Source organism: Nodosilinea sp. P-1105 (assembly GCF_012911975.1).
GTDB lineage: Bacteria > Cyanobacteriota > Cyanobacteriia > Phormidesmidales > Phormidesmidaceae > Nodosilinea.
Genome location: NZ_SMDQ01000006.1, coordinates 69,049 through 91,380, shown reverse-complemented (window position 1 = coordinate 91,380; position 22,332 = coordinate 69,049). Strand labels below are relative to the sequence as shown.

Here is a 22,332-nt window from a genome sequence, read left to right as displayed (position 1 = left end):
TTCACGGTACGTGGTTTCAGGCGAGCCGTAGACCGTGCACCGCAGGCCATGCTGACCCGTCACGTCTAGCTTGACAGAGCATTGACCTAAAACCCAAACAGCCGCAGAATTGCTGTCAAGGCCGTCAGCGGACTGAGGATTACCCCCAGGGTGTCGCCCGTGGTGGCCAGGGTATTGCGATCGACCATCACCACATCATTGGGCCGCAACACTGGATTGCTGTCGTTGTCGGCGGCATTGGCTAGATCGACATTGATCTCGCGTTGTTCCACGGTGCCATCAGGGTTGAGCCGCACCAGGGTAACCACCGAGGTGCGGGCCCGACTGTTACTAAACCCCCCCGCCGACAGAATGGCCTGGTTGAGGGTGGCATTGGCGGGCAGTTCAACCGTGCCTGGGCGGGCCACCTCCCCCACCACCTGAATCGGTATTTCACTGGGGGAAAAGTTGGCGGTCGATAGGCTCACCGACTCTTCGGCCGAGGGGGCCGTGGCGGTGGGTAGAACCACCGTGTCCCCATCCCGCAGACGCAGATCTTGACCAATGTCGCCCGTGCGAATCAAATCCCACAGGTTAGCGGTGATGGTGGCCTCCCCCCCCTGGCGCTGGGGGCGACGAATTTGCACCTGGCGCACGTCGGCTCGCTGAGTAATGCCCCCAGCCTCTTGAATTAACTGGGTCAGGGTGGGCCACTGACGGCTGGTACTGCCCGTCCCCCCAGCGGTTTCGGTGTCCAGGTTGATGGTGTAAGTGCCCGGTCGGTTGACCTCGCCAGCCACCACCACCCGCACCGGGCGGGCCGACAGCAGGGTCACCGTCAGCCGGGGGGGACGGGTCATCAACGTGGCGTAGTGGGTGGTTAGTACCTCCTGGGTTTGGGCCAGGGTCAATCCCTGCACATCCACCAAGCCCACCAGGGGTAGGGCCAGGGTGCCATCCAGCAGAACTTCGTGGGTGCCGTTGTCGGCACCGCTGAACTCTGGAACGTTAAAAATATCCACCCGAATGCGATCGCCCGGTCCCAATACATAGGATTCCGGGAAGGGGGCGGCGGCCCTAACCTCTGAGCCGGAGGGGACAATCTCGGGGCGATCGAGGGGCAGGGTTTGCGCTTGAGCGGTGTAGGGGATACTGGCGATCGCGATCGCGGCCCCTACCCCCCCTAACCTGCGACCAGTTTGCCATCGCCTGAAACGACGTACCATATCAAGTCCCCTAACGTCAAAACACTACAGACTCAAAACACTAGACTCAAAACACTAGAGACAATGGTGGGTACTGACGGTGAGCAGTACAAAAAGTTCGGCCCCTGTAGGCAGCCTTATACCAAGTCCAAGTCCAGGTCTGGACTTGGATCTGGTTTAGTATAGATAGCCAGGTCAGATTTGTGCTAAATCATTTCCACAGGTGTTATGATGGTGCAGCTTAAGGGCACGTAGCTCAGTTGGATAGAGCACTAGATTCCGGTTCTAGGTGTCGGGGGTTCGAATCCCTCCGTGCTCGTTAACAGATTCAAACCGAAAGGCCGTCGCTTCCGTGACGGCCTTTCGGTTATTTGGGTTATTAGGTAGAGATTTATCTAGGCCCGATTCACGGTGCGCAGCAGCCAGAGGGTAGCAGCCAGGGAGACAAAGTGGGCCAGCAGGGTGTTGGTGTTGGCCTGCACAATAAAAATATCAAAGGCTTCTACGTATTGGTTAATATTGCCTGGCACAAACACAGCACCGGCCTGGGGTTGGGCCAGCGCCTTGGCCAGCAGAGAACCGATTAGCGCCTGCCCCCCAAACAGGGTAATCAGCATCCCCGCCATGCTAATCATAATGCCGACCCGCAGGGCCTGTAGGGCATCTTTAGGACTGGGGCGTTTACTGCTGTCGCGGCTGCGCAGTCGCCGGGCCAGGCGGGTGTAGCGAAAGGCCCAAAAAGCACTGAGATAGACCGCCACCAACCCCGCTGCGGCCAAAAATAACCCTACTCCCGTACCGGGATTACCCGCAGCCCCTCCCCGGGCCGTGACATTGACCAGGGCAAACAGCAAGATCAGGCTAGAAATCACCGCCAGGACCGCCTGGGTCCAGAAGCTAATCCAGCCCGTCATGCGAAAATTACTGGCAATGCGTCGCACCGCCGGGGGTAAGGTGTAGTCAAGTTCACGAGTCATACTTGTGATTTTAGACTGAATCCAGGCCAGCGCGTACGCTATCTATACAGGTGTTCATGGGACAAGTGTTCAGCCAAAAAAATAATGGCGGGAGATGTGACTTAGGGTTCACGGTAAGCGGTTTAAGGCGAGCCGTGTACCGTGAACCGTAGGCCGTGAACCGGAGACCCTGTTGACCCGTCACGTCTAGCTTGACAGACCACTAAAGCTGACCGTAGACCGCTGGTTTTCCTCAGGAGATAGAAGGTGATGACCATTGAACAACTGAACGGGCAATTACAAGACCTCTGCGATCGCTGGGGCCAGCAGGTCGACTATCTGGCCATTCGCCTAGAGCAGTCCGAAGGCACAGAGATTTTTTTGCGGGGGAGCAACGTAGAAACCCTGAGCGAAGGCCTGGCGGTGGGGGGGCACGTGCGGGTTTGTCACCGGGGCGGTTGGGGCTTTGCCAGCTTTAACAGTCTGGAGAACTTGCCAGCCAGAATTGAAGCAGCCGTAGGTGCGGCCCGCCTGGTGGGGGATGACCAGACCCGGCTGGCCCCCATCCCCCCAGTGCAGGTGACCCAAGTCTTACCGATGACCGGCACTGACCCCCGCCAAGTCCCCCTGGGCCGCAAAAAAGAGCTTTGCCGCCACTATGCGGACCTATTGCAGGGGGGTGATCCACGGGTGGCCACCACCTCGGTGCGGTACAGCGACATCACCCAGCGGGTGCTACTGGCCACCAGCGAGGGTACCCTGATTGACCAGTCCTGGTCAGACATGGAAATGCGGTTTGCGGCCACAGCCCGGGATGGCGACACGGTGCAAACGGGGCGGGAGACCACGGGTTCACGCCAGGGATACGAAGATTTAGAAGACCTGGATGCCCAGGTGGTGAATGCGGCCCAGCGGGCCGTGGCGGCTCTGGATTTGCCGTCGGTGCGGGGGGCGGCCTACGACGTGGTGATCGACCCGATTTTAACTGGGCTGTTCGTGCATGAAGCCTTTGGTCACCTGTCCGAGGCGGACATGGCCTATGAGAACCCTGACCTGCTGGAAGCCATGAGCCTGGGTCGCCGTTTTGGTCCCGCTGGTCTAGATATTTTTGATGGGGCTGCCCCCCAGGGGCATCGCGGTAGCTATCTCTATGACGATGAGGGCACCCCAGCCACCACCACCCAGCTGATTCAGGACGGGGTGTTAGTGGGGCGGCTGCATTCGCGGGAAACCGCTGGCAAGCTGGGGGAGCAACCCACCGGCAATGCCCGCTGTTTGAACTACCACTATTCTCCCCTGGTGCGCATGACCAACACCTGGATTGGTCGTGGGAATACCCCCGTGCAGGATCTGTTCGCTGACATTAAAGAAGGGGTCTATGCCCGCAACTGGTTAGAAGGCATGACCAACGGCGAAATGTTTACCTTCACTGCCGGAGAAGCCTGGATGATCCGCCACGGCAAACTGGCGGAGCCGGTGCGGGATGTCACCCTGTCAGGCAATGTGTTTCGCACCCTGGCGGACATTGTGGCGATTGGCGACGACTTTTACTGGGATGAGTCGGGGGGCTGTGGTAAGGGGGGGCAAAATGGTCTGCCGGTGGGGTGCGGCGGCCCCAGCCTACGGATTCGCAATGTGATTGTGGGGGGTGAGGCCGAAGCGGGCTATGACTGAGCTGTCGATTAACCAGGGGCGAATTCTGCGCAACCTGATGCGCCTTTTGGAGGTCACCTGCGGCCACAGTTTGTACGAGCTGTTTCCCCGGGGGGTGAAGGTGTGGTTGCCGGAGCCAGGGCAGGGGGTTTTCCCTGACTTGATAGTGGTGGCTGGGGAACCCCTACTGCACCAGGGGCAAGGGAATCGACTGTTGAATCCTTGTCTGTTGTTTGAAATTGTCGGGGCACCCTCCTCTGGCGATCGCGCTACTCCCTGCTCAGACCAACCCAGCTTGTTCAGCCGTTGCCAGGGGATTCCTTACCTGCAGGCCTATGTGTTTGTCTATGCCAGCGAGGTCAGGGTAGAACAGTTTTACCGGGCCGAGGAACATCTCTGGGGCATGACCCGGCAAACCGGTCTAGACACGGTGGTGGAACTGGCCATCACCAATGCCCGCCTGCCGATGATGGATATCTACGACCGGGTGGAGTTTGACTGGCTGAATTGAGGCCTGGCCTAAGGGGATAGCCGGGCGATCGCCCACTGGTTATCGTCTAAGGAGTACAAAAAGCGATCATGCAGTCGGTTGGGTCGCCCCTGCCAGAACTCAAAACTCAGGGGCTTGACCCGGTAGCCCCCCCAAAAGTCGGGCAGGGGTACCTCATGGTTGAGGAACTTGTGTCGCATTTTTTCAAACTGCATTTCCAGCAGTTGTCGAGACGAAATCACGCTACTTTGCTGCGATACCCAAGCGCCAATCTGGCTGCCCCGGGGACGACTGGAAAAGTACTTGAACGACTCGGCCGCAGAAATTTTAGTGGCGGTACCCACCACCGCCACCTGCCGTTCCAAGGAATACCAGGGAAACAGCAGCGATACCTGGGGGTTAGCGGCAATGTGCTGGGCTTTGCGACTGCCATAGTTCGTAAAGAACACCAGCCCTTCGCGATCGAAGTACTTCAGTAACACCGTCCGTTGGTAGGGCGTACCCTCTGGGGAAACCGTAGCCAGCACCAGGGCATTGGGCTCAAGCAAATCTGCCGCCTGCGCCTGCTGAAACCAGAGGGCAAATTGGTCAATCGGGTCAGGCTTCAGGTCATCCAGGGTCAGCCCCTGCTGGGTATATTCCCGGCGCAGGGCAGCGATGTCGTCAAAGGCGCGATCAGGCATTGATAATCTCTACCAGGGCATCTTTGACCTGGACGTACTGATACTCAAACCCAATGGACTCAGTGCGTTTGGGCAGCACCTGTTGCCCTTCTAAAACCACCTGCGCCCCATCCCCCAAAATCGCTTCTAGCACAAAATCGGGCACGGGCAACCAGGAGGGGCGATTCAACACCTTGCCGAGAATCTTGCAAAATTCCCCCATGCGCACCGGATTGGGAGAGGTAGCGTTATACACCCCTTCCAGGGAGGGGTCAGTCAGGGCGCGGATAATCAAACTCACCACATCGTCACGATGAATCCAGGAAAACCACTGGCGGCCACTACCAATCGGTCCCCCGGCAAACATGCGGAAGGGGGTCAGCATTTTGGCCACAGCACCGCCCATACCCAGGACAATGCCAAAGCGTAAAATCACCAGCCGAGCACCGTAATCCTTAGCCCCCTGGGCGGCCCCTTCCCAGGCCTGGCACACCTGAGAGAGAAAGTCGTCTTCGATCGGTGGGCTGGTCTCATCAAAGGTGGCGGTTTCACTGGTGCCGTAGTAGCCAATGGCGGAGGCGTTAACCCAAACAGTGGGACGCGGATCGGCTTGGGCCAGGGCTTCCACTAGCTTTTCGGTGCCAATTTTGCGGCTCTCGATCATGGCTTGCTTGTGCTCGTCGGTCCAGCGCTCGGAAATGGGAGCGCCTGCCAGGTTAACCACCCCATCACAACCAGACAGCACCCCCTGCCAGGGTCCCGAGGATTGGGGGGTATAGTCCACAATCTCCACCTGGGGGAAGGCAATATCGGGAAACACCTTGCGGCCATGATCGGCACTCCGGGTTAGTACCACAACGCTATGACCTTCGGCTTGTAGGCGTTCTACCAGGCGGCTGCCAACAAACCCGGTTGCTCCGGTGATTGCAATTTTCATGGGTACCTAACTCGTTAAATCTGCGGGTCTACTGGGCTGGGTTGATTAAGGGCTACATCTAAAGTAAATAGAATAAACGATTCCGGGGTCAGGACTGGGGGGTTTCCCCATAAGCCAGACCATTGGCCTCGGCATAGCGATGCATAAAGCCCATAAACCGCTGCCAGTGATCGTCGCGATCGATCACCAGGGTGCAGTCCACCCGCACCAACTCATCCCCCTCAGGCCCACCGAAAATAAATCGAATCCCTTCAGGCTCAATGGTGATGGTGCCTTCTTCGTCGATGAGTTTCAGGGCTTTAGAAAACTGGTTGCGAAAACTTTTAAACTGCTCGATCGCTTCCATGTGTTCAAAGGTCAACACCACCTGGCGATCGCCAGTCCTGGGATTGTGTCGCAGGCTAACGTTGCTGATCGTTTCGGGAATCCCTTCATAAAACTGGACAATGGGTGTCTGGGCCGTCATCGGTGCCACCAAGTCATTGCATTGGGTATACAGGCTTACAGTATATGTTGCAGGATAACGCGGCCAACCACTCCTGATACCTGGCACCTGTGTAACCCACCCCTGCCTACTTCGACAGACTCAGCACAGGCCTCCCAGGAGGGGATGCTGCCCCCCTCAACAGCGTCTACGAAGGATAATGTTGACCGTGTTATCCAGAAATTTCCGTCGCCTCTTGCCCCAAGGTTACCCCCTGAACAACCAACACGGCACAGGGGGCACGATGCATCACATAGTTGCTAACGCTGCCTAGCAAGAGCTCTCCTAACCCGCTGATACCGCGTCGTCCCAGCACAATCAAGTCGGCATTCCAACGATTGGCCGCAGTGCAAATCTCTGGCCCTGGTTCGCCAACCACATGGGTGAACTCAGCCGTGATGCCTTTGGCCTGGACGGCATCTACCCGCTCTTGCAGGCTAGCCTTGTTTTGTGTTTCGAGCTCTTGCCACTGGGCCACATAGGCCCCGATTGCCTCAGAACTCACAGTGCTAAATGCCCCGTCCAGGGTCATGTACATTGGGTCGGGGTAGCCACTTTTGAGGGGATACAGCACTTGCATGATGTTTAAGGTGGCGTCTCCTGCTTTAGCAATGGCGGAGGCTTCGGCCATAACCTGATTAGCCATGGTGGGTTCACTGTCAATGGCCACAAGAATCCGGTTAAACATAGTTGCTGTCCTTTACTGGGAACTCGTACAGAGCGGCAGACCATCGGCTAACCCTCCCTGACACCTGGCACCTAGCCCCCTAAATCAAGGTGGTTGCATGTCTGCCAGTCAGTACCAGCTTGGGTGATCGAACGTCTCTCATATATCTAGTGTGGCAAGGAAGCGATGCGATGAACGTGATTTCAAACCTCTCTTAACCCTGGCTGACGCTGCACTAGTACTCTGAGGCATAAGTCGGCCCACCGTTCCTGACACCTGTGTAACCCACCCCTACCCCTCCCAGGAGGGGATGCCGATACCTAAAACCCTCAGCAACGGTGGTTATATTTCTGCCAGGCAGTACTAGTACACCAAGGCAGAAGTCAACCTACTGTTCAGGACGCTTAAAATCCTTGCGCAGCAACAATTTTTCACCTTGAACTTTGCATTTTGAATTCCGCGTAGCGGTACTAGTGCCAAACAAAGTGGGCGTTGCTGATTAGCTTTCTGAGCTGTGGGCGAATACGGATGCTCAGCCAAAGCAAAATAACCGCAAACTGCCAATTCTTCAGGAACTCGACCTCGTGTAGAAAGAACGCTGACCCTACACAAATGAGCAGAAAAATAAACAACCGCATGATTTGCTCCTCAAACTCGTCCCTTTGGCCACCACAGCGATAAATAATGTAGGGAACCCAATCGACGAAAATATTGGCAATCAACAGCGCCAGACCAACTTTACTGGCATGGGTAAAGGCTAAAAAACTTAAGTACTTGGATATCTGCAGAAAGGGATAAACCCAAACTCTGGTCTTTTCGTCCAGGTAGTTATAGCCCAGGTAAAGACCTCGGATAGAGAGCAAAATACCCATCCAAAAGGTGAAGTCCAGTGCTATACCCCACTGGTCTGGTTGCGACAATGTGCTCTGAAGCGATGCCCAGCTATATCCCTGGGCATGGTTACTGAGATAAGTAAGTGCAACACCAATCAGACCAGCGATGGAGGCAAAAATCCAGGGTTGGTGCACATCCATCCTGGACTTATATTGGTGATACGTCTTTGAAAGCACCGGTTTTTTCTCATACTTCTCGGCCACCTGATCGTTCTCAAAGTAGCCAATCTCGTAAATACACCAGAATGAGAATACTAGAAAGGATGTACCTACCACGTGGAGCAACGGCAAAGAACTAAGCCAGCTAATGGCTAAGACCAGTGACAAAAGATGATTTTTAATAACGACCTGGTACGTGAAGTTTGAATCAGGTCTTTTGACCCGCTCTAAATAGAAAAACGGGAGGTAAATATTGGAAAAGGCTGGCACATATCTGGCCCCTGGCCATTGAACTAAAAATGGATATTTTACAACCTCTAGCAGAGAAGCGTCATCGGTAGAGTCGGTCACCAGTATCCCATTTTGAACAGCATCATCATCAATTCTATCCGCTATTAATTCCTCTTTGCCTTTATGGCGATCGCGACCACCAGCCCAAAACCGGCAACCAATCACCTGCTGAGGTTGGATCGACAAATAGCGAGCCAGTGGCTGAATAATAAATTCAAACCCCCTGGATGCAATCACAGGGGTAGCCTGTTGGCTATGGGCTAACGCCTGAGAAAGCAGATGATTTTCGTGGGTTGTCATCAGAGCCTTGGCCCGGCGTCGCCACAACAGCCAGGTCCAGGGAAATAGGAGGGTTACCAACACGACCCGCAGCCAATCTCGCGATTCAGCCCCTCTAAAAGGCTGGGGTAAGACATTCCAGGGTTTCAGCTTGTCAAGAAAAATCAGGAAAACCGCACAGAGGAACCGGGGCCTGGCTGTACTCAGATATTCTTCCGTGGAGTTGCGCAGGAAAAGGGTTTCGTCGAAATCAACAATCGCCAAAACTGGCTCCGTTAGATTCTTGATAAAATCAATTACAGCTTGGGGAGGCTGAGTTTGATGAGGACAATCATCTGCCTGAGCAAAAGAATCAACACTTAACTGAGCCAAACAAGACTTGCTAGAGTCGGGAACACTAGAGTAGCTGTTTGAGGAATTCATGAATCAGACACTCGGTAGAGGCAATGAGCTGACGTTAGTTCTTTGTTAGTTCTGGGGCCGAACTGCGATCGCGAAAACCAGCGGCCATGGGTTTTAAGGAGTGTTCCTTGATCTATCTTGTAAAGATAAATAAAGGCTACCACGTCACTCAAGGGCCCAAACACAGCAAATTTAAGTTCATGAAATTTTTATAATGCTCGATTTTTTCTGAGGGCATCAGGATCGTCTCAGCGGATTGATCAGGGGCTTATGTCATGGGTTTAGGCCCGTCTCCCAGTCTGGATTAGCAGCTAACCGAAGTGCTCTAATTAAGGTTGAAGCATTTTCTTGTCGTTGGGTTCCCTCCTGAGAGATAAATCGCGAATCGAGGAAGTAGGGAATCGGTTGTACTGATATTCAGACTTGTCATACAATGAAGCGCCTGTATTGCTTCAGACTTTCCCCATGACATTGAGCCAAAGGGCGACTGTGGCCGATATTTCCCCCGCCACCCCAGCAGATGTGCCGACTCTGGTGGCACTGATTGCAGCATTGGCTGACTACGAAAATCTTACCCATGAAGTCACGGGCGATGCCGACGACCTGGCTCGATTTTTATTTGGGGAACGGGCCTATGCCGAGGCGGTGATCGCCAGGGTAAACGGGCAACCGGTGGGGATGGCCCTGTTTTTCCATAACTTTTCCACGTTTTTAATGAAACCTGGGCTATACCTAGAAGACTTGTTTGTTCTGCCTGAGTATCGCCGCCAGGGGATTGGCCGGGCGTTGCTGGTGCATGTGGGCAAATTAGCCTTGGCGCGGGGCTGTGGCCGGTTTGAGTGGAGTGTGCTGGACTGGAACCAGCCCGCTATCGAGTTTTATCGTCGCATGGGGGCTGATCTCAAGCCAGAATGGCAAATTTGCCGGGTTACGGGGCAGGCCTTACAATCCTTCGAGCAGTTTTAGGCTACCGCTGGATATCAACTTTAAGGCGCTGCCCTGATGTGGTCGACTTGAGCCAAAATCGGCGTTAATTTAGGTTAACCCTAACCAGCGAAGCGTTTCACAGGTATGATTCTGGCCAGGTAGTCTCACCATTCTGCTCAGCATGCCACAGATTTTTATTTCGGCTGGCCACGGCGGCTATGAAGATGGCGTCCTCGATCCGGGGGCCGTATTGCCCGAAACCACCGAAGCCGCAGAGATGATTCAAGTGCGGGATTTGGTGGTGGCGGAACTGCGATCGCGGGGGTTGTCAGTCCTATCGGTGCCCGATGATCTCAGTGCCGCCCAAACCATAGCCTGGATCAATGCCCGCTGCCGTCCCCAGGACGTTGCCCTGGAGATCCATGCCGGGGCTCACAGTGATACCTCAGTACGGGGTACCACGGCGTTTTATATCGCCAGAAATGACACTCGCCGCACCCACGCTGAACTGGTGTTGCTGGCCCTGCTGCGGCGGGTGCCAGAGTTGCGCAGTCGGGGGGTCAAACCCGACACCGACTCGCCCACTGGCAGCATGGCTTTTTTGCGCAATGTCACCTGCCCCTCTCTATTAATGGAATTGGGGTACCTGACCAATCCTCAAGATTTAAATCTGATTCAAAACCGGCGCCGTGACCTGGCCTTGGGGTTGGCCGATGGGCTCGCCTCCTGGAGCCGGGCTGTCAACTCCTCCCAGGCACCTGAACTCCCGCCTGGTACCTATCCGGAAATCGGTATCAAGGTGAATGGGGCCGCTTACCAGGAAACCGGCATCTTAGTGAATAGCAACTCCTATGTCCCCATTGATCTGGCCGATGTCTTAGGGGTCAGCCTGGAGACGGCCAATGTTACCCGCATTCGCTACGCCAACGTGGTTTACATCAAAGCCATCGACCTGCGTAACTACGGCATTTCCGTGGGCTGGGACGCCAGTACCCGCACGGTTCTGCTGCGATCGCGTCTAGGGGGTCAGGTGTGCCCCGGCACCTTAGATCGCCTCATTGCCAACGGTGCCACCTCAGAGGTGCAGTTGCTGATGTTCCTCAAAAGTGTCAACGAGTCTGCGGTTAATCAGTACCGAGATTTGCCCAAACTCTATCGGGAAGAAGCCGCGATCGAAGGGGTCAATCACGATGTCGCTTTTTGTCAAATGCTGGTAGAAACCAACGCCCTCAGCTTCGGCGGTAGTCTCAAACCGTCTCAAAATAACTTTGGCGGCGTTGGTTCCCCCACCGGCGGCATGGAAGGAGCCTCATTCCCCAGTGCTCGGGTGGGGGTACGGGCCCAAATTCAGCATCTCAAGGCCTATGGCGGCCTGGAGCCCCTGGTGCAACGTCAGGTTGACCCCCGGTTTCAGTTTGTGCGCCGGGGCATTGCCCCCCTGGTACAACAACTCAGCGGTCGCTGGAGCAACGACATGGAATACGGCAGCAAGATTCTGGCCTTTATGCGCCGCCTCTACGAATCAGCCGGTTTGTTATAAACCAGATCCAAGTCCAGTTCGGGATCAGGAAAGTCTTAGGCAGGAAGTCTCAACATCCCCTCCTCGGAGGGGTGCCCTTGCCTGCGGAACGCTTCGCGAGCGGGCACCCCTCCGTTCCCATCCTCTTCCGCCTGCTACGCACGAGCAAAGCTCTACCGCCTTTCGTCTTCCGTCTCTTCCGTCTTCCGTCTTCCGTCTTCCGTCTTCCGTCTTCCGTCTTCCGTCTTCCGTCTTCCGTCTTCCGTCTTCCGTCTCTTCCGTCTTCCGTCTTCCGTCTTCCGCCTTCCGCCTTCCGCCTTCCGTCTCTTCCGTCTTCCGTCTTCCGTCTTCCGTCTTCCGCCTTCTGCCTTTCCCCCCTACGCCTCTGGGACCGTAACACTGTCGACATCTACCGTCAGCATTTCCAGACGAGCCGCCACCTCGGGGCTGATCGAATCCTGCACTCGCCCATTCAAGTGCTGCCCCAGAAACTGCTCTAGGGCCACGATCGCGGCTAGACGATTGGTTTCCTGCACCAGGCCATGGCCTTCGTCCGGGGCCACCAGATACTCAATCTGCCGACCCAGATCCCGCAGCTTGGCAACAATCTGGTCCGACTCGGCCTGCACCACCCGCGGGTCGTTTGCCCCCTGAATCACCAGCAGGGGTGCCCGGATCTGGTCCGCAGAAAACAGGGGGGATTGGGCCTTGAGGCGATCGCGGTCAGCCGGATCATTAGGATCCCCCACCCGCTGCAGCAAAATTTGCCGCACCGGCCCCCAGTAGGGAGGCACCGAGTTAATAAAGGTCAGCAGGTTCGATGGCCCCACCATCGACACCCCAGCGGCATAGAGATCGGGGGTAAAGGCCAGGCCGGCCAGGGTGGCATAGCCGCCATAGGAAGCGCCATAGATGCCAATCCGATCGGGGTCGGCAATCCCTTGATCAATCAAAAACTGCACCCCATCGGTAATGTCATGCTGCATCACCCCAGTGCCCCACTGGCGGTTACCGGCATTCAGAAAAGCCTTGCCAAAGCCGCTAGAGCCCCGAAAGTTAGGCTGAAACACCACGTAGCCTCGGTTGGCCAGAAACTGCACCTGGCCCCGATAGCCCCAGGTATCCCGCACCCAGGGGCCGCCGTGGGGCAGCACCACCGTGGGCAGATTGCGGGGGCTGTCAATCCCGAGCGGAACGGTGATGTAGCCAGGAATCTCTACCCCATCTCGGGCGGTATAGCGGATCGGCTCCATGGGCGCCAGATGTTCAGTGGGCAGGTCTGGGCGGCTGTCATAGAGCTTAGCTAACTCACCCGTGTCCCGGTGGAACAGGTAGACGGTACCCGGGTCAACATCCCGCTGGTTGACTACTAACCGCAGCCGACCATCGTCGGTTTCCGGCCGCAAGCTGAGATTGCCCTCTGGCAGGGCCGCCTGCAAGGTTTCCAGTTCTTGGGCAAAGGCATCGGTTTGGGGATAGATGCGCTGGCGATCGCCGGTATAGACCGTGGCTAACAGTTCGTCCGTGGTCTCAGAGAAAATGGCAGAGCCAAAGTCCACGGCCTGCTCAGGGTCTTGATCCACCAGGGTGGTCTCCCCGGTGGTTAGATCCAGCACCAGTAACTGGCTGAGATCAACATCGTCACCCCGGTTACTGACCAGGTAAACGCGATCGCCCTCAGGCTGAAAACGCAGGGGGTAGCAGGTTTCCTCAAAGGTACAGGTGTAGACCGGCTCCAGGTTGTCCCCCTGGATGGTCAGGATTTCAGTGCTGCCATCCCCTGTTTCTCGCACCGCCAGACGCAGGTTGCCCTCCAGGTCAGTGACCCAGCCCGCCACATTCTGGTCGTTTTGCTTAAGCAACTGCCGCTCTCCGGTGGTGATATCCAGGCGGTAGACATCGTGGAGGGCCGGATCGCGGTCATTCAGACCGACAATAATCTGGTTGGGGGTCTGTTTGGGGCGAGCATAAATTCGGGCCTGTACCCCATCAAACGGGGTCAGATCCAGGGTAGCCGCCTCCAGCCCGGCCTCAGCCAAAGCCGCGGCCGGGTCCACGGCATAGATACGGAAATTTTCATCTCCATCTCGGTCCTGAATGTAGAGCATCGACTGGCCGTCCCGGCTCCAGGCATAGTCCAAAATCGGGCTCTGGGTATCGGCGGTAATCGGTTGGGCTGCGTCAAAGTCGTCGTCTAACCCCTTCACCCACACATTCATCACCCCATCTAGCGGGCGCTGAAAGGCTAGCCAATCCCCTTCCGGAGAGAGCTGGGAATTGGCAATTTGGGGATCACTGAAAAACAGCTCTCGCTCAATTAAGGGCGGGGCGGTTTCCCCATCCCAGGGGGAATCAGCGGCGGGGACGGGGGTGTCCTGGCTTACCCCTCTGGGGCTCAAACCTATCACCATCAGAGGAATGAGCAGGCCAATGGCCACATACTTGAGCCACTTCATGGTGATCGTCTCCTTCGGGTATTCGGCAGTTGATCCCCAGAACCTTGGTTCAGTCCATCAGGCATCCCAGGGCTTTTAGCGTCATTGACTGTGATTCTCCAGGCATCCCAGGGGGCTGCCCCGAGATCTTGACCAGCGTTCTAGGGAAATTGTGACGGGTCAATCGGGAGATCGTCTACCCTCAGCAACTATTGGTAGCCTTCCACCGTCTCTAGAGGTTTAGTGTCACCCCTAGCGCCAGATTTGACTATCGATGCTAAGGTTGGAGACGCTATTTGGTGGCTGAGTAATTGTCTCGTTGTTTCGTTTCTGCTCCAGTACTTACCGTAAAACCCATGGCTCAATCCCTTAAGCAGCGCCTGTCAGGGCTTTTGTTTGGTCGCTCACTGTTGTTGCTCAAGTGCAGCGTCAGTCTGTCTGTGATGTGGTGGCTGGTGGCCCTGCCGGTACAGGCTGCGGTGGAAATGCGGGTAGCCATCAGTGATCGCCGCAGTCAAGTCACAGTCGGTAGCTCCACTCCGGCCACCGTGCGCAATGGGGCGGGCCAGGGGGTGGGGCAAATTCCCCAGGGCAGAGCCATTACCGTCACCCCTGCCCCTGGGGGGCTGCGACTGGCCGACTGGCAAGGTCAGTCTTTTTGGGTAGAACCCGCCAATGGGGGCTATGTCTTTATTAACGATGCCTGGTATCGGGGTCGGGTACTGGTGGTGCCCACCGGCGGCAAAGTGACTGCGATAAACTGGGTTGACCTAGAAGCTTACCTGTACAGCGTATTGGGGGCTGAAATGCCCGCCAGCTGGCCCCAAGAGGCGCTCAAGGCCCAGGCGGTCGCTGCTCGCTCCTACGCCCTGAATCGCCGTCAGCGCACCCAAAATGCCCCCTATGACCTGGGGGGTACCACGGCCCACCAGGTGTATAAGGGGTTGGCCTCGGAAGCGGCATCCACCATAGCCGCTGTAGATGCAACCCGGGGACAGGTGCTCACCTACGGCAATCAAATTATTGAAGCGGCGTTTCACTCCTCTTCTGGGGGGTACACCGAAAACGTGGAAGATGTTTGGCAAAGTCCCCGGCCCTACCTCCGTAGCGTGGTGGATTTTGACCAGGATGCGCCCGTGTTTCAGTGGTCAGAGACCTTTTCGGCTCAGCAGTTTAGCCAGCGGGTGACCGGCATTGGTCGGCTACAATCGGTGGTCACCGAGCGGACTACTCCCCGAGGGCGGGTGGTGTCCATGCGGCTGCAGGGCACAAATGGCAGTCGGGTATTGACTGGGGTGGAACTGCGCCAGGCCCTGGGGTTACGCAGCACCTTGTTTTCCATTTCTGTACAGGGGGATACGATTCGGGTGGATGGTCGTGGCTATGGCCACGGCATTGGCATGAGCCAGTGGGGTGCCCGAAATTTAGCCATGCAGGGCTACGCCTATTCACAGATTCTGTCCCACTACTATCAGGGCACTACCCTGTCCAGCTTGCGACTGGCTGAGCTGCCTTAACCTTGCCTTAGGATCAGCCAGGGCTGTAAGCTCAATGCGCTGGGTTGAGGGTAAGGGTATGGCTGCCACCGATGCGATCGCCGAAAAAACTGTCTTGGTTAACGGGTTTACTTGGTTTTATCGCGAACTGTCCCCCCCGGGGGATCGTCAGCGGTTGCCGGTCCTGCTGCTGCATGGTCTAGTTTCCCAAAGCTATAGCTGGCGGCAAGTAATGCCGACCTTAGCTCAACAGGGGTTTCCCACCATTGCCCCCGACTGGTTGGGACACGGCTTTTCCGAGAAACCCGACAAGCGCGACTTTGCGTACACCCCAGCGGCCTTGATGGACGCCCTGGCGGGGTTCATGGATGCCCTAGAGCTACCCACCGTTCACCTGGTGGCCCAGGGGTTTTTAGGCTCAGTCGGTATTCAATATGCCTTAGCCAACCCTGACCGGGTCGATCGTCTGGCCATCATCAACAGCCCCATCTGGGCCACCGCTAAGCTACCCTGGAAAATTCGTCAGATGGGGTTACCCCTAGCCGGAGACATGATCACCCAGGATCCGCTCCTGGTGGATCGCACCCTAGAGGGGGCCGGTCCTTACCAGGTGGATGATGCCGATCTGGATGTGTACCGGCGTCCATTCCTGCAAAGTTCTGATGTGGGTCGGGCGCTAATGACAACAGTGCGGCGTCTAGACCTGCCCAAGGTTAGTGCAGCCCTGGAAGCTGGCCTAAGGCAGTGGGATCATCCCACCCTGCTGCTCTGGGGCACCAGCGACCCCTGGCTGCCCGTCAGCCTGGTGGAGGACTATGTGAATACTCTGCCCAATGGGGAACTGCAAACCCTCGACCAGGTAGGGCACTATGCCCAGGAAGACTGGGCCGAGAAGGTGGCGGCAGCCCTGGATAAGTTCCTACGCCAGGTGGCGGTCTAGCTAGCCCTAGGGAAGTGTCCGAAATCCCCTCCCTGCTCTATCCGGCGACTGCAACCACCGTAGGGTGGGCACTGCCCACCATTAGGGAGTAAGTTGTCCAGAAGCCGCCTAAGGCTGCCAGTCGTACTCCAGGGCGGCATCGCCCAAGCTTTCTCGGATGGCTTGCCGTACTGTCTGTAGCTCAGCCACAGTGACTTTGCGGTCAGCATAGATTAGGTTATCAATGGTCTGCCGCTCAGCCTGGGATAATTTACCGTCTGCTAGGGCGTCCTGCACTGTTTTTTTCAGATGCTCCAGGTGAGCTGCTTCCTCTGGGGTCAGGGGGCGATCGTCGGGATATTCAACGTTCATCGGTACCATGATCCTGATAACGACAGGTTAAGTTATGGTCATAGTAACGGCAAGCTCTGGATGAGACGGTTACGAGTGTCATTGTTTTCTGGGATTGGGACGTTGCCAAGGTAAAGCATCCCCAATTTAAGTCAACGATTTAGGAGAGTCTCCCTGATGGCAACTAAACAACAGTTTCATAGCTTTGACGAGATGCTGACCAGCTCCGCTTTGCCGGTTTTGGTAGATTTTTATGCCACCTGGTGCGGCCCCTGTCAGATGATGACTGGCATTTTAGCCCAGGTAAATAGTCAGCTCAAAGGGCAGCTAAAAATCGTCAAAATCGACACCGATAAATATCCTCAAATCGCATCTCAGCATCGGATTGAAGCCCTGCCTACCCTGGTGCTGTTCAAGGCAGGGCAGCCGGTCGACCGGATCGAAGGAGTACTGGCCGCGGAACAGTTGGTGGGTCGACTACGGCAGCAGTTGGGCTAAAGGGGGCTGATGCTAGATGGAACGTTAGTCATGGTAGCTTGCGCGATCGCCCTAGGCAGTAACTTGAATAACCCCCAGCGCACCCTGGAGGCGGCTTTTCAAGCCCTGCACCGCCCACCCAACTTACGCCTGGTGGCCCGGTCTCCTCTGTACCAAACCGCCCCCGTCGGCCCTCCCCAACCCGACTACATCAACGCCTGCGCCCTGGTGGAAACCACCCTGCCCCCCCCAGCCCTGCTCAAAACCCTACTGCACATAGAGCAACAGTTTGGCCGAGTCCGCCGGGAACGCTGGGGGCCCCGCAGCCTGGACCTGGACCTGCTGTTCTACGGTCAGCAGGTGATCGACACCCCCAGCTTGCAAGTCCCCCATCCGCGTCTGCGCGATCGCGCCTTTGTGTTGGTGCCGCTGGCCGAAATTGCCCCTGACTGGGTGGATCCAATCACGGGTCGTACAGTGCAAACCCTCAGCCAGGCTATCGATCAGACCGGCGTCAGACGCCTGGATATTGCCCCGCCCTAAAGGCAGTACAATAAGTTGACCCATTGTCTGTCTATAATTCTTTTTTCAGAGTCATCCCTATGCCCCTGGGCCAAGAACCGCCACAACTGTTGAAGCGTCGCCTGTTTTACGAAGGCCGCAAATTTGACTTTGAAGTCAACCGGCTGCGGCTACCGAACAAAACCGAAGGGGACTGGGAATGTGTGCGCCACCCCGGCGGGGCTCTGGCCGTCCCCGTCACCGACGACGGCAAGCTGGTGTTGGTGCGGCAGTACCGGTTTGCGGTTATGGGGCGTTTGTTAGAGTTTCCGGCGGGCACCGTGGAAGAGAATGAAACCCCTGCCGATACCATCCGGCGGGAAATTGAAGAAGAAACCGGCTATAGCGCCGCCACCTGGCTACCCATTGGTAACTTTGCCCTGGCCCCTGGTTATTCTGACGAACTTATTTACGCTTTTTTGGCTACCGATCTATCGGCGATCGCCTCTCCCCCCGCCACAGACGACGATGAAGATCTAGAGGTGGTTTTGCTGACCCCCTTGGAGCTAGAGAAAGCAATTTTGGCTGGGGAGGCCGTCGATGCCAAGTCCATCGCCAGCTTCTTTTTGGCCAAACCCTTTATCGACAAGCTAGCTACTCTTTAGGCGATCGTCTCAACCACCATACAGAACTTTCCGCCACACCTTGAACTTATCCACAGGTTTAACCATCCCTGTGGATAAGTGAGTTGCAAATCTTGACATTCTAGACTCAAAATGCCTAGAACAGTTGCTCTACAAGCTTCCCAGGAAATCTTAAGGGAACGTGAAGTTTTCTTTATCTGTGGAAAACTATCGCCAACCAGGACCTAGCTCTTCATGGCAAGGGTAAGCAGGTTAGTCTCCTTTTTCTGTAATCCTGTAGACCATTTAGCCTTTTCCCAAAGAAGCTAAAAAAGGGCAAGTTCATTAATTTTTGGCCATTTTTTTGGCCATGGGGGCCTAAAATTCAAACTATTCTGGATTAATCTCTGTTAACCATGATGATGACCAACACCCCGAGGGAACAACGTCGATTTAGGCTGCGGCACAGCCGGTTGTTATCAACCCTGGTGGCAGCTACAGCAGGGGTGGCGGGGGTAGGTTATCCCCTGATCCATCCGCCCATGGCCCACAGTGCCGAAAGAATCGAGATCCGCGTGACTGGCCCGCTGATTCTGACCCTATCCGTAGAGTCCTTAGCCACCTTTGCCGAAACAGGGGAAATCACCCGGGAGTTCCGTCCCTATGCTCGGGTGTTGGGGGATGAAGCCCTGGCGGATCTGCGGCAACTGCTGAATGTACCTTTTCCCCTCGATGTCACCACCACCAGCCACCTCAGCTATTCCCCCCTGGGCCGGGACGTGCTCACTAACCTGGGTAAAGTGATTCAGTATTTGCCGGGGGAAAATGGCTTAGTCGGTCTGCGGGCGGCGGTAATTAATGCGGCGGCCCAGGCTGGCCCCGAGGGTTGGACCCTGATTGATGTGATGCGGGCCTTTCCCACGGAATCGATTGACATCAGCCTCAGGGGGCTGCTGGCGCTGCGGCGAGAACTGTCGGTTTATTTGAGTGATAATCGGGCCTTCGTCAAGGCAATCCAGGCCCAAGCCGAGGCGGAAATCGCTGGTCAGTCAGACCTGGATCTAAGTCAGTTGCCCGATCTATCTCAACCCGGCCCCTACGCTGTTTCTCGCCAAACCATCACCGTCACCAACCCCGCCCTCAGGCAAACCACTCGGGGCCTAAGCGTCAACTATGACTTCGATGTCGATGTCTACTGGCCAGAGGGGCTGACCACCCCTGCCCCAGTGGTGGTAGTTTCCCATGGGTTTGGGGCGGTCAAAGAAGACTTTATTTTTCTGAACCAACACCTGGCCTCCCATGGCTATGCGGTGATGGCTCCGGATCATGTGGGCAGCGATCTACAGTTTCGCCAAGCGTTTCTAGGGGGGCGGCTCAATACGTTACTCAGCCCGATTGAATTTGTGAACCGGCCCCGGGAAATTTCATTTTTGATTGATCAGCTGGAACGGTTAGTGGCCGATTCCCCCACCTGGGCTAGCCAGGTCGATCTAGACCGGATTGCTGTGATTGGCGATTCCTTGGGCAGTTCAACGGTCATGGCCCTAGCCGGTGCCGAATTAAGCCAGCCTCGCATTGCCGACCAGTGTGACCAAGATCAACTGATCCTGAATTTTTCGCTTTACATTCAATGTAGTGCCCGGTTTTTGCCGCCCACCACCTTTGATTTGACAGACGATCGGGTTAAGGCCGCGATCGCCGCCCACAACCTGGGAGCAGCTCTCTACAACCCAGAAAGCCTGGCCGAGATTAGCATTCCCCTGCTGATGGTCTCTGGCAGTGCTGACATCGTTGCGCCCGTGGTGGTAGAACAAATTCTGCCCTTTAGGGCGATGCAGCAGCAGCCCCGTTACCTGTCCCTGCTGCACGTGGGCACCCACTTTTCCTCTAAACCACCCGGAGAAGGGGCCGGGGATGTTCCTGAAATTTTGACGGGAGCCTATCGGGACATCGGTGCTGCCTATTACAAAACTCTGGCGACCGCCTTTTTAGGGGCTCACCTGCGGGACCAACCAGACTATTTACCCTACCTGAGTGCCACCTATGCCCGAGCCCTCAGCCAAGACAATCCCCTGGTGGTCGATACCATCAGCGATCTACCCCAAGCCCAAGTGGAAGCGGCCTTCCCAGGGCGTCCCCCCCTCACCCTGGCCCCGTCCCCCGTAGCCCCCGTCCCACCGCGCCAGGAACCCATCCTCACCACCCTGCAGCAAACCGGGGAACTGCGGGTGGCCATGCGTCGGGACGCCCCGCCCTTTGGTTACGTCGATGATCAGGGGTGGACCGGCTATTGCCCTGCCCTAGTCACCGCCCTGGCAGACTACCTGGACAACACCCTAGAGAGCCCCGTCGATATCCGCCTGGTGGCTCTCCCCTCCACCCTAGAGGATCGCTTTGATCTGGTCCGCAATGGCCAGGTGCATCTGGAATGTGGTCCCAACAGCGTCGGTCAGACGGCCCCAGGGATTCAGTTTTCGAGCTTGATCTTTGCCTCAGGGGCTCGGTTTTTGACTACCCCCACCAACACCGAGCGGGTGAATCCAGCCCTGTCCCTGGCCGGGCTGCGTATCGGCGTCCTGGCCAATTCCACCAATGAACAGTTGTTACAGGACCGCTATCCCCAGGCCCAGGCCATCCGCTTCCAAGGACCTACCGGACGCACCGATGCGATCGCCGCCGTCACCACAGGTACCGTAGATGCCTTCCTTGGGGACGACCTGCTAACCCTAGCCGAGGTACAGCGCACCGAGCAATCCATAGAAGCACTCACCCTCACCCCAGAGCTGCCCCTATCCTGTGAGTACTATGGTCTAGCCCTACCCAACGATGACCCCGCCTGGGTCGCCACCGTCAACCGCTTCCTCGCCGACCAAACCGGAGAGGAAGTCTGGGCCGATTGGCTCGGGGAATTTGCCCCTGAGGCCCTCGGGGTTTTAGACCATTGTTTGAACCAGTGAAACCCCACCTCCCCCACCTCCCCCACTCCTTCACTCCCCCACTCCCCATGCAAGCCATCCAAGTCACCCAATTCGGCGATCCCCACGTTCTGACCTGCACCGATATTGCCCCCCCTGCCCTCAGCAGTGACACCCAGGTGCTGGTGGAAATCAAAGCCGCTGGGGTTAACCCTGTGGATACCTACATCCGAGCTGGCACCTATGGACGACTGCCTGATCTGCCCTATACCCCCGGCATTGATGGGGCCGGGGTGGTCACTGAAGTGGGGGCTGGGGTTACTGGCATTGAGGTGGGCGATCGCGTCTACGGCGGCTGGCCGATCAGCGGTACCTATGCCCAAGTGGCCCTCTACGACCAGGCCTGGGTCTATCCTCTACCAGCGCATCTATCCTTCGAGCAGGGGGCCTGTATCTTTGTCCCCTACTCCACAGCCTACCGAGCCCTATTTCACAAAGCCCAGGCTCAACCGGGAGATACGGTGTTAGTGCATGGGGCCACGGGGGCAGTCGGCCTGGCGGCGGTACAGTTGGCCGTGGCTAGGGGCATGCGAGTAATTGCCACTGGCGGTAGTGCCCCTGGGCAACAATTAGTCACAGCCCAGGGGGCCGATTTGGTGCTAGATCACCATAGCGACGACTATCAGGCCGCCATCCAAGACGCCACAGACGGCCAAGGGGTTGATGTGATTGTGGAAATGCTCGCCAATGTAAATTTGGGGAACGATTTGCCCCTGCTAGCCCCAGGGGGGCGACTGGCCATTGTCGGTAGTCGAGGCCCTGTGACCATTAACCCGCGCGACATCATGGCCAAAGACAGTATGGTTACTGCCGTGAACCTATTTAATACCCCGGCGGCCACCCTACACCGGATTCAGCGAGCCCTCTACGCCGGGCTGCGCCAGCACACCCTATCTCCGGTGGTATATCAAACCCTATCCCTGCAGGCCGCCGCTGCCGCCCATCAGCGGGTTCTCGAGCCGGGCGGCCAGGGCAATTGGCTGCTAGTTCCCTAAGATCTCGCTGACCTTTATATTTATAAGGTAAGTCAATAAGCAGTTATAAAGGTCTGG

General features: G+C 56.7%; 20 protein-coding genes, 1 tRNA gene and 1 pseudogene. 13 read left to right on the top strand and 9 right to left on the bottom strand.

From position 1 onward, the window contains the following. Positions 1–86: 86 nt before the first annotated feature. Complete coding sequence (locus E1H13_RS04490; protein WP_169612208.1) at positions 87–1,205, bottom strand: polysaccharide biosynthesis/export family protein; 1,119 nt, start codon at positions 1,203–1,205, stop codon at positions 87–89. Positions 1,206–1,429: 224 nt separating this feature from the next. On the opposite strand from E1H13_RS04490, the gene E1H13_RS04485 reads away from it, so the two are divergent. Then, positions 1,430–1,503 (top strand) — tRNA-Arg (locus E1H13_RS04485). 76 nt (positions 1,504–1,579) lie between these two features. Here E1H13_RS04485 and E1H13_RS04480 read toward each other — a convergent pair. Next, positions 1,580–2,161, bottom strand: coding sequence for a DUF3611 family protein (locus tag E1H13_RS04480; protein WP_169612207.1), 582 nt, complete (start codon positions 2,159–2,161; stop codon positions 1,580–1,582). Between the two features lie 249 nt (positions 2,162–2,410). Here E1H13_RS04480 and E1H13_RS04475 point away from each other — a divergent pair, with 249 nt between their 5' ends. Together E1H13_RS04475 and E1H13_RS04470 are read left to right on the top strand one after the other, a co-directional pair. Continuing rightward, a complete protein-coding gene (locus E1H13_RS04475; RefSeq protein ID WP_169612206.1) occupies positions 2,411–3,814 on the top strand; it encodes a TldD/PmbA family protein in 1,404 nt (467 codons plus the stop codon). Continuing rightward, complete coding sequence (locus E1H13_RS04470; RefSeq protein WP_169612205.1) at positions 3,807–4,304, top strand: Uma2 family endonuclease; 498 nt, start codon at positions 3,807–3,809, stop codon at positions 4,302–4,304. Before E1H13_RS04475 ends, E1H13_RS04470 begins: the two co-directional genes overlap by 8 nt. Before the next feature lie 8 nt (positions 4,305–4,312). On the opposite strand, the gene pdxH is transcribed toward E1H13_RS04470, so the two are convergent. The 5 genes from pdxH to E1H13_RS04445 all read right to left on the bottom strand — a co-directional run bounded on the left by pdxH (position 4,313) and on the right by E1H13_RS04445 (position 9,027). Further along, entirely contained in the window at positions 4,313–4,966 is a 654-nt protein-coding gene (pdxH, locus tag E1H13_RS04465) for a pyridoxamine 5'-phosphate oxidase (protein ID WP_169612204.1), read from the bottom strand. Next, a complete protein-coding gene (locus E1H13_RS04460) occupies positions 4,959–5,882 on the bottom strand; it encodes a TIGR01777 family oxidoreductase (protein WP_169612203.1) in 924 nt (307 codons plus the stop codon). The genes pdxH and E1H13_RS04460 overlap by 8 nt, the downstream gene beginning before the upstream one ends. Before the next feature lie 88 nt (positions 5,883–5,970). Continuing rightward, complete coding sequence (gene psb28, locus E1H13_RS04455; RefSeq protein WP_169612202.1) at positions 5,971–6,348, bottom strand: photosystem II reaction center protein Psb28; 378 nt, start codon at positions 6,346–6,348, stop codon at positions 5,971–5,973. 190 nt (positions 6,349–6,538) lie between these two features. Next, positions 6,539–7,054 carry a universal stress protein gene (locus tag E1H13_RS04450; protein WP_169612201.1) on the bottom strand — a complete coding sequence of 172 codons (516 nt, stop codon included), beginning with the start codon at positions 7,052–7,054 and terminating at the stop codon, positions 6,539–6,541. 449 nt (positions 7,055–7,503) lie between these two features. After that, positions 7,504–9,027 (bottom strand): haloacid dehalogenase-like hydrolase, encoded by a 1,524-nt coding sequence (locus E1H13_RS04445; protein ID WP_169612200.1) that lies wholly within the window; start codon positions 9,025–9,027, stop codon positions 7,504–7,506. 495 nt (positions 9,028–9,522) lie between these two features. Between E1H13_RS04445 and E1H13_RS04440 the strand changes: the two genes are divergently transcribed. From E1H13_RS04440 to E1H13_RS27875, 3 genes and pseudogenes are all read left to right on the top strand, one after another. Continuing rightward, the gene (locus tag E1H13_RS04440; protein WP_169612199.1) at positions 9,523–10,023 is read left to right on the top strand and encodes a GNAT family N-acetyltransferase; all 501 of its coding nucleotides are present in this window, start codon (positions 9,523–9,525) and stop codon (positions 10,021–10,023) included. Positions 10,024–10,165: 142 nt separating this feature from the next. After that, positions 10,166–11,524 (top strand): N-acetylmuramoyl-L-alanine amidase, encoded by a 1,359-nt coding sequence (locus E1H13_RS04435; RefSeq protein ID WP_169612198.1) that lies wholly within the window; start codon positions 10,166–10,168, stop codon positions 11,522–11,524. A gap of 165 nt (positions 11,525–11,689) precedes the next feature. Next, positions 11,690–11,860: pseudogene (locus E1H13_RS27875) on the top strand (hypothetical protein); the annotation flags it as partial. A gap of 20 nt (positions 11,861–11,880) precedes the next feature. On the opposite strand, the gene E1H13_RS04430 reads toward E1H13_RS27875, so the two are convergent. Continuing rightward, positions 11,881–13,959, bottom strand: a complete 2,079-nt coding sequence (locus E1H13_RS04430; protein ID WP_169612197.1) for a S9 family peptidase — start codon at positions 13,957–13,959, stop codon at positions 11,881–11,883. A 335-nt stretch (positions 13,960–14,294) separates the two neighbouring features. On the opposite strand from E1H13_RS04430, the gene E1H13_RS04425 reads away from it, so the two are divergent. Together E1H13_RS04425 and E1H13_RS04420 are read left to right on the top strand one after the other, a co-directional pair. Then, positions 14,295–15,455 (top strand): SpoIID/LytB domain-containing protein, encoded by a 1,161-nt coding sequence (locus tag E1H13_RS04425; RefSeq protein ID WP_169612196.1) that lies wholly within the window; start codon positions 14,295–14,297, stop codon positions 15,453–15,455. A gap of 58 nt (positions 15,456–15,513) precedes the next feature. Then, positions 15,514–16,374: an alpha/beta fold hydrolase gene (locus E1H13_RS04420; protein WP_169612195.1), complete on the top strand. Its 861-nt coding sequence runs from the start codon at positions 15,514–15,516 to the stop codon at positions 16,372–16,374. Positions 16,375–16,482: 108 nt separating this feature from the next. Here the strand turns inward: E1H13_RS04420 and E1H13_RS04415 are convergent, their stop codons facing one another. After that, positions 16,483–16,725 (bottom strand): hypothetical protein, encoded by a 243-nt coding sequence (locus E1H13_RS04415; protein ID WP_169612194.1) that lies wholly within the window; start codon positions 16,723–16,725, stop codon positions 16,483–16,485. 156 nt (positions 16,726–16,881) lie between these two features. Between E1H13_RS04415 and trxA the strand changes: the two genes are divergently transcribed. From trxA to E1H13_RS04390, 5 genes are all read left to right on the top strand, one after another. Continuing rightward, complete coding sequence (gene trxA / locus E1H13_RS04410) at positions 16,882–17,202, top strand: thioredoxin (RefSeq protein ID WP_169612193.1); 321 nt, start codon at positions 16,882–16,884, stop codon at positions 17,200–17,202. Positions 17,203–17,211: 9 nt separating this feature from the next. Beyond that, the gene (gene folK / locus E1H13_RS04405; RefSeq protein WP_206070024.1) at positions 17,212–17,724 is read left to right on the top strand and encodes a 2-amino-4-hydroxy-6-hydroxymethyldihydropteridine diphosphokinase; all 513 of its coding nucleotides are present in this window, start codon (positions 17,212–17,214) and stop codon (positions 17,722–17,724) included. Positions 17,725–17,783: 59 nt separating this feature from the next. Continuing rightward, a complete protein-coding gene (locus tag E1H13_RS04400) occupies positions 17,784–18,347 on the top strand; it encodes an NUDIX hydrolase (RefSeq protein WP_169612192.1) in 564 nt (187 codons plus the stop codon). Positions 18,348–18,721: 374 nt separating this feature from the next. Continuing rightward, positions 18,722–21,262, top strand: coding sequence for an alpha/beta hydrolase (locus tag E1H13_RS04395; protein ID WP_169612191.1), 2,541 nt, complete (start codon positions 18,722–18,724; stop codon positions 21,260–21,262). A 47-nt stretch (positions 21,263–21,309) separates the two neighbouring features. Then, positions 21,310–22,275 carry an NADPH:quinone reductase gene (locus E1H13_RS04390; RefSeq protein ID WP_169612190.1) on the top strand — a complete coding sequence of 322 codons (966 nt, stop codon included), beginning with the start codon at positions 21,310–21,312 and terminating at the stop codon, positions 22,273–22,275. The last annotated feature ends 57 nt before the right edge of the window (positions 22,276–22,332 follow it).

Excerpts from the sequence above, each read along its gene's own strand:
- E1H13_RS04490 (WP_169612208.1), bottom strand. The coding sequence starts at position 1,205 with ATGGTACGTCGTTTCAGGCGATGGCAAACTGGTCGCAGGTTAGGGGGG.
- E1H13_RS04480 (WP_169612207.1), bottom strand. The coding sequence starts at position 2,161 with ATGACTCGTGAACTTGACTACACCTTACCCCCGGCGGTGCGACGCATT.
- E1H13_RS04475 (WP_169612206.1), top strand. The coding sequence starts at position 2,411 with ATGACCATTGAACAACTGAACGGGCAATTACAAGACCTCTGCGATCGC.
- E1H13_RS04470 (WP_169612205.1), top strand. The coding sequence starts at position 3,807 with ATGACTGAGCTGTCGATTAACCAGGGGCGAATTCTGCGCAACCTGATG.
- pdxH (WP_169612204.1), bottom strand. The coding sequence starts at position 4,966 with ATGCCTGATCGCGCCTTTGACGACATCGCTGCCCTGCGCCGGGAATAT.
- E1H13_RS04460 (WP_169612203.1), bottom strand. The coding sequence starts at position 5,882 with ATGAAAATTGCAATCACCGGAGCAACCGGGTTTGTTGGCAGCCGCCTG.
- psb28 (WP_169612202.1), bottom strand. The coding sequence starts at position 6,348 with ATGACGGCCCAGACACCCATTGTCCAGTTTTATGAAGGGATTCCCGAA.
- E1H13_RS04450 (WP_169612201.1), bottom strand. The coding sequence starts at position 7,054 with ATGTTTAACCGGATTCTTGTGGCCATTGACAGTGAACCCACCATGGCT.
- E1H13_RS04440 (WP_169612199.1), top strand. The coding sequence starts at position 9,523 with ATGACATTGAGCCAAAGGGCGACTGTGGCCGATATTTCCCCCGCCACC.
- E1H13_RS04435 (WP_169612198.1), top strand. The coding sequence starts at position 10,166 with ATGCCACAGATTTTTATTTCGGCTGGCCACGGCGGCTATGAAGATGGC.
- E1H13_RS04430 (WP_169612197.1), bottom strand. The coding sequence starts at position 13,959 with ATGAAGTGGCTCAAGTATGTGGCCATTGGCCTGCTCATTCCTCTGATG.
- E1H13_RS04425 (WP_169612196.1), top strand. The coding sequence starts at position 14,295 with ATGGCTCAATCCCTTAAGCAGCGCCTGTCAGGGCTTTTGTTTGGTCGC.
- E1H13_RS04420 (WP_169612195.1), top strand. The coding sequence starts at position 15,514 with ATGGCTGCCACCGATGCGATCGCCGAAAAAACTGTCTTGGTTAACGGG.
- E1H13_RS04415 (WP_169612194.1), bottom strand. The coding sequence starts at position 16,725 with ATGAACGTTGAATATCCCGACGATCGCCCCCTGACCCCAGAGGAAGCA.
- trxA (WP_169612193.1), top strand. The coding sequence starts at position 16,882 with ATGGCAACTAAACAACAGTTTCATAGCTTTGACGAGATGCTGACCAGC.
- folK (WP_206070024.1), top strand. The coding sequence starts at position 17,212 with ATGCTAGATGGAACGTTAGTCATGGTAGCTTGCGCGATCGCCCTAGGC.
- E1H13_RS04400 (WP_169612192.1), top strand. The coding sequence starts at position 17,784 with ATGCCCCTGGGCCAAGAACCGCCACAACTGTTGAAGCGTCGCCTGTTT.
- E1H13_RS04395 (WP_169612191.1), top strand. The coding sequence starts at position 18,722 with ATGATGATGACCAACACCCCGAGGGAACAACGTCGATTTAGGCTGCGG.
- E1H13_RS04390 (WP_169612190.1), top strand. The coding sequence starts at position 21,310 with ATGCAAGCCATCCAAGTCACCCAATTCGGCGATCCCCACGTTCTGACC.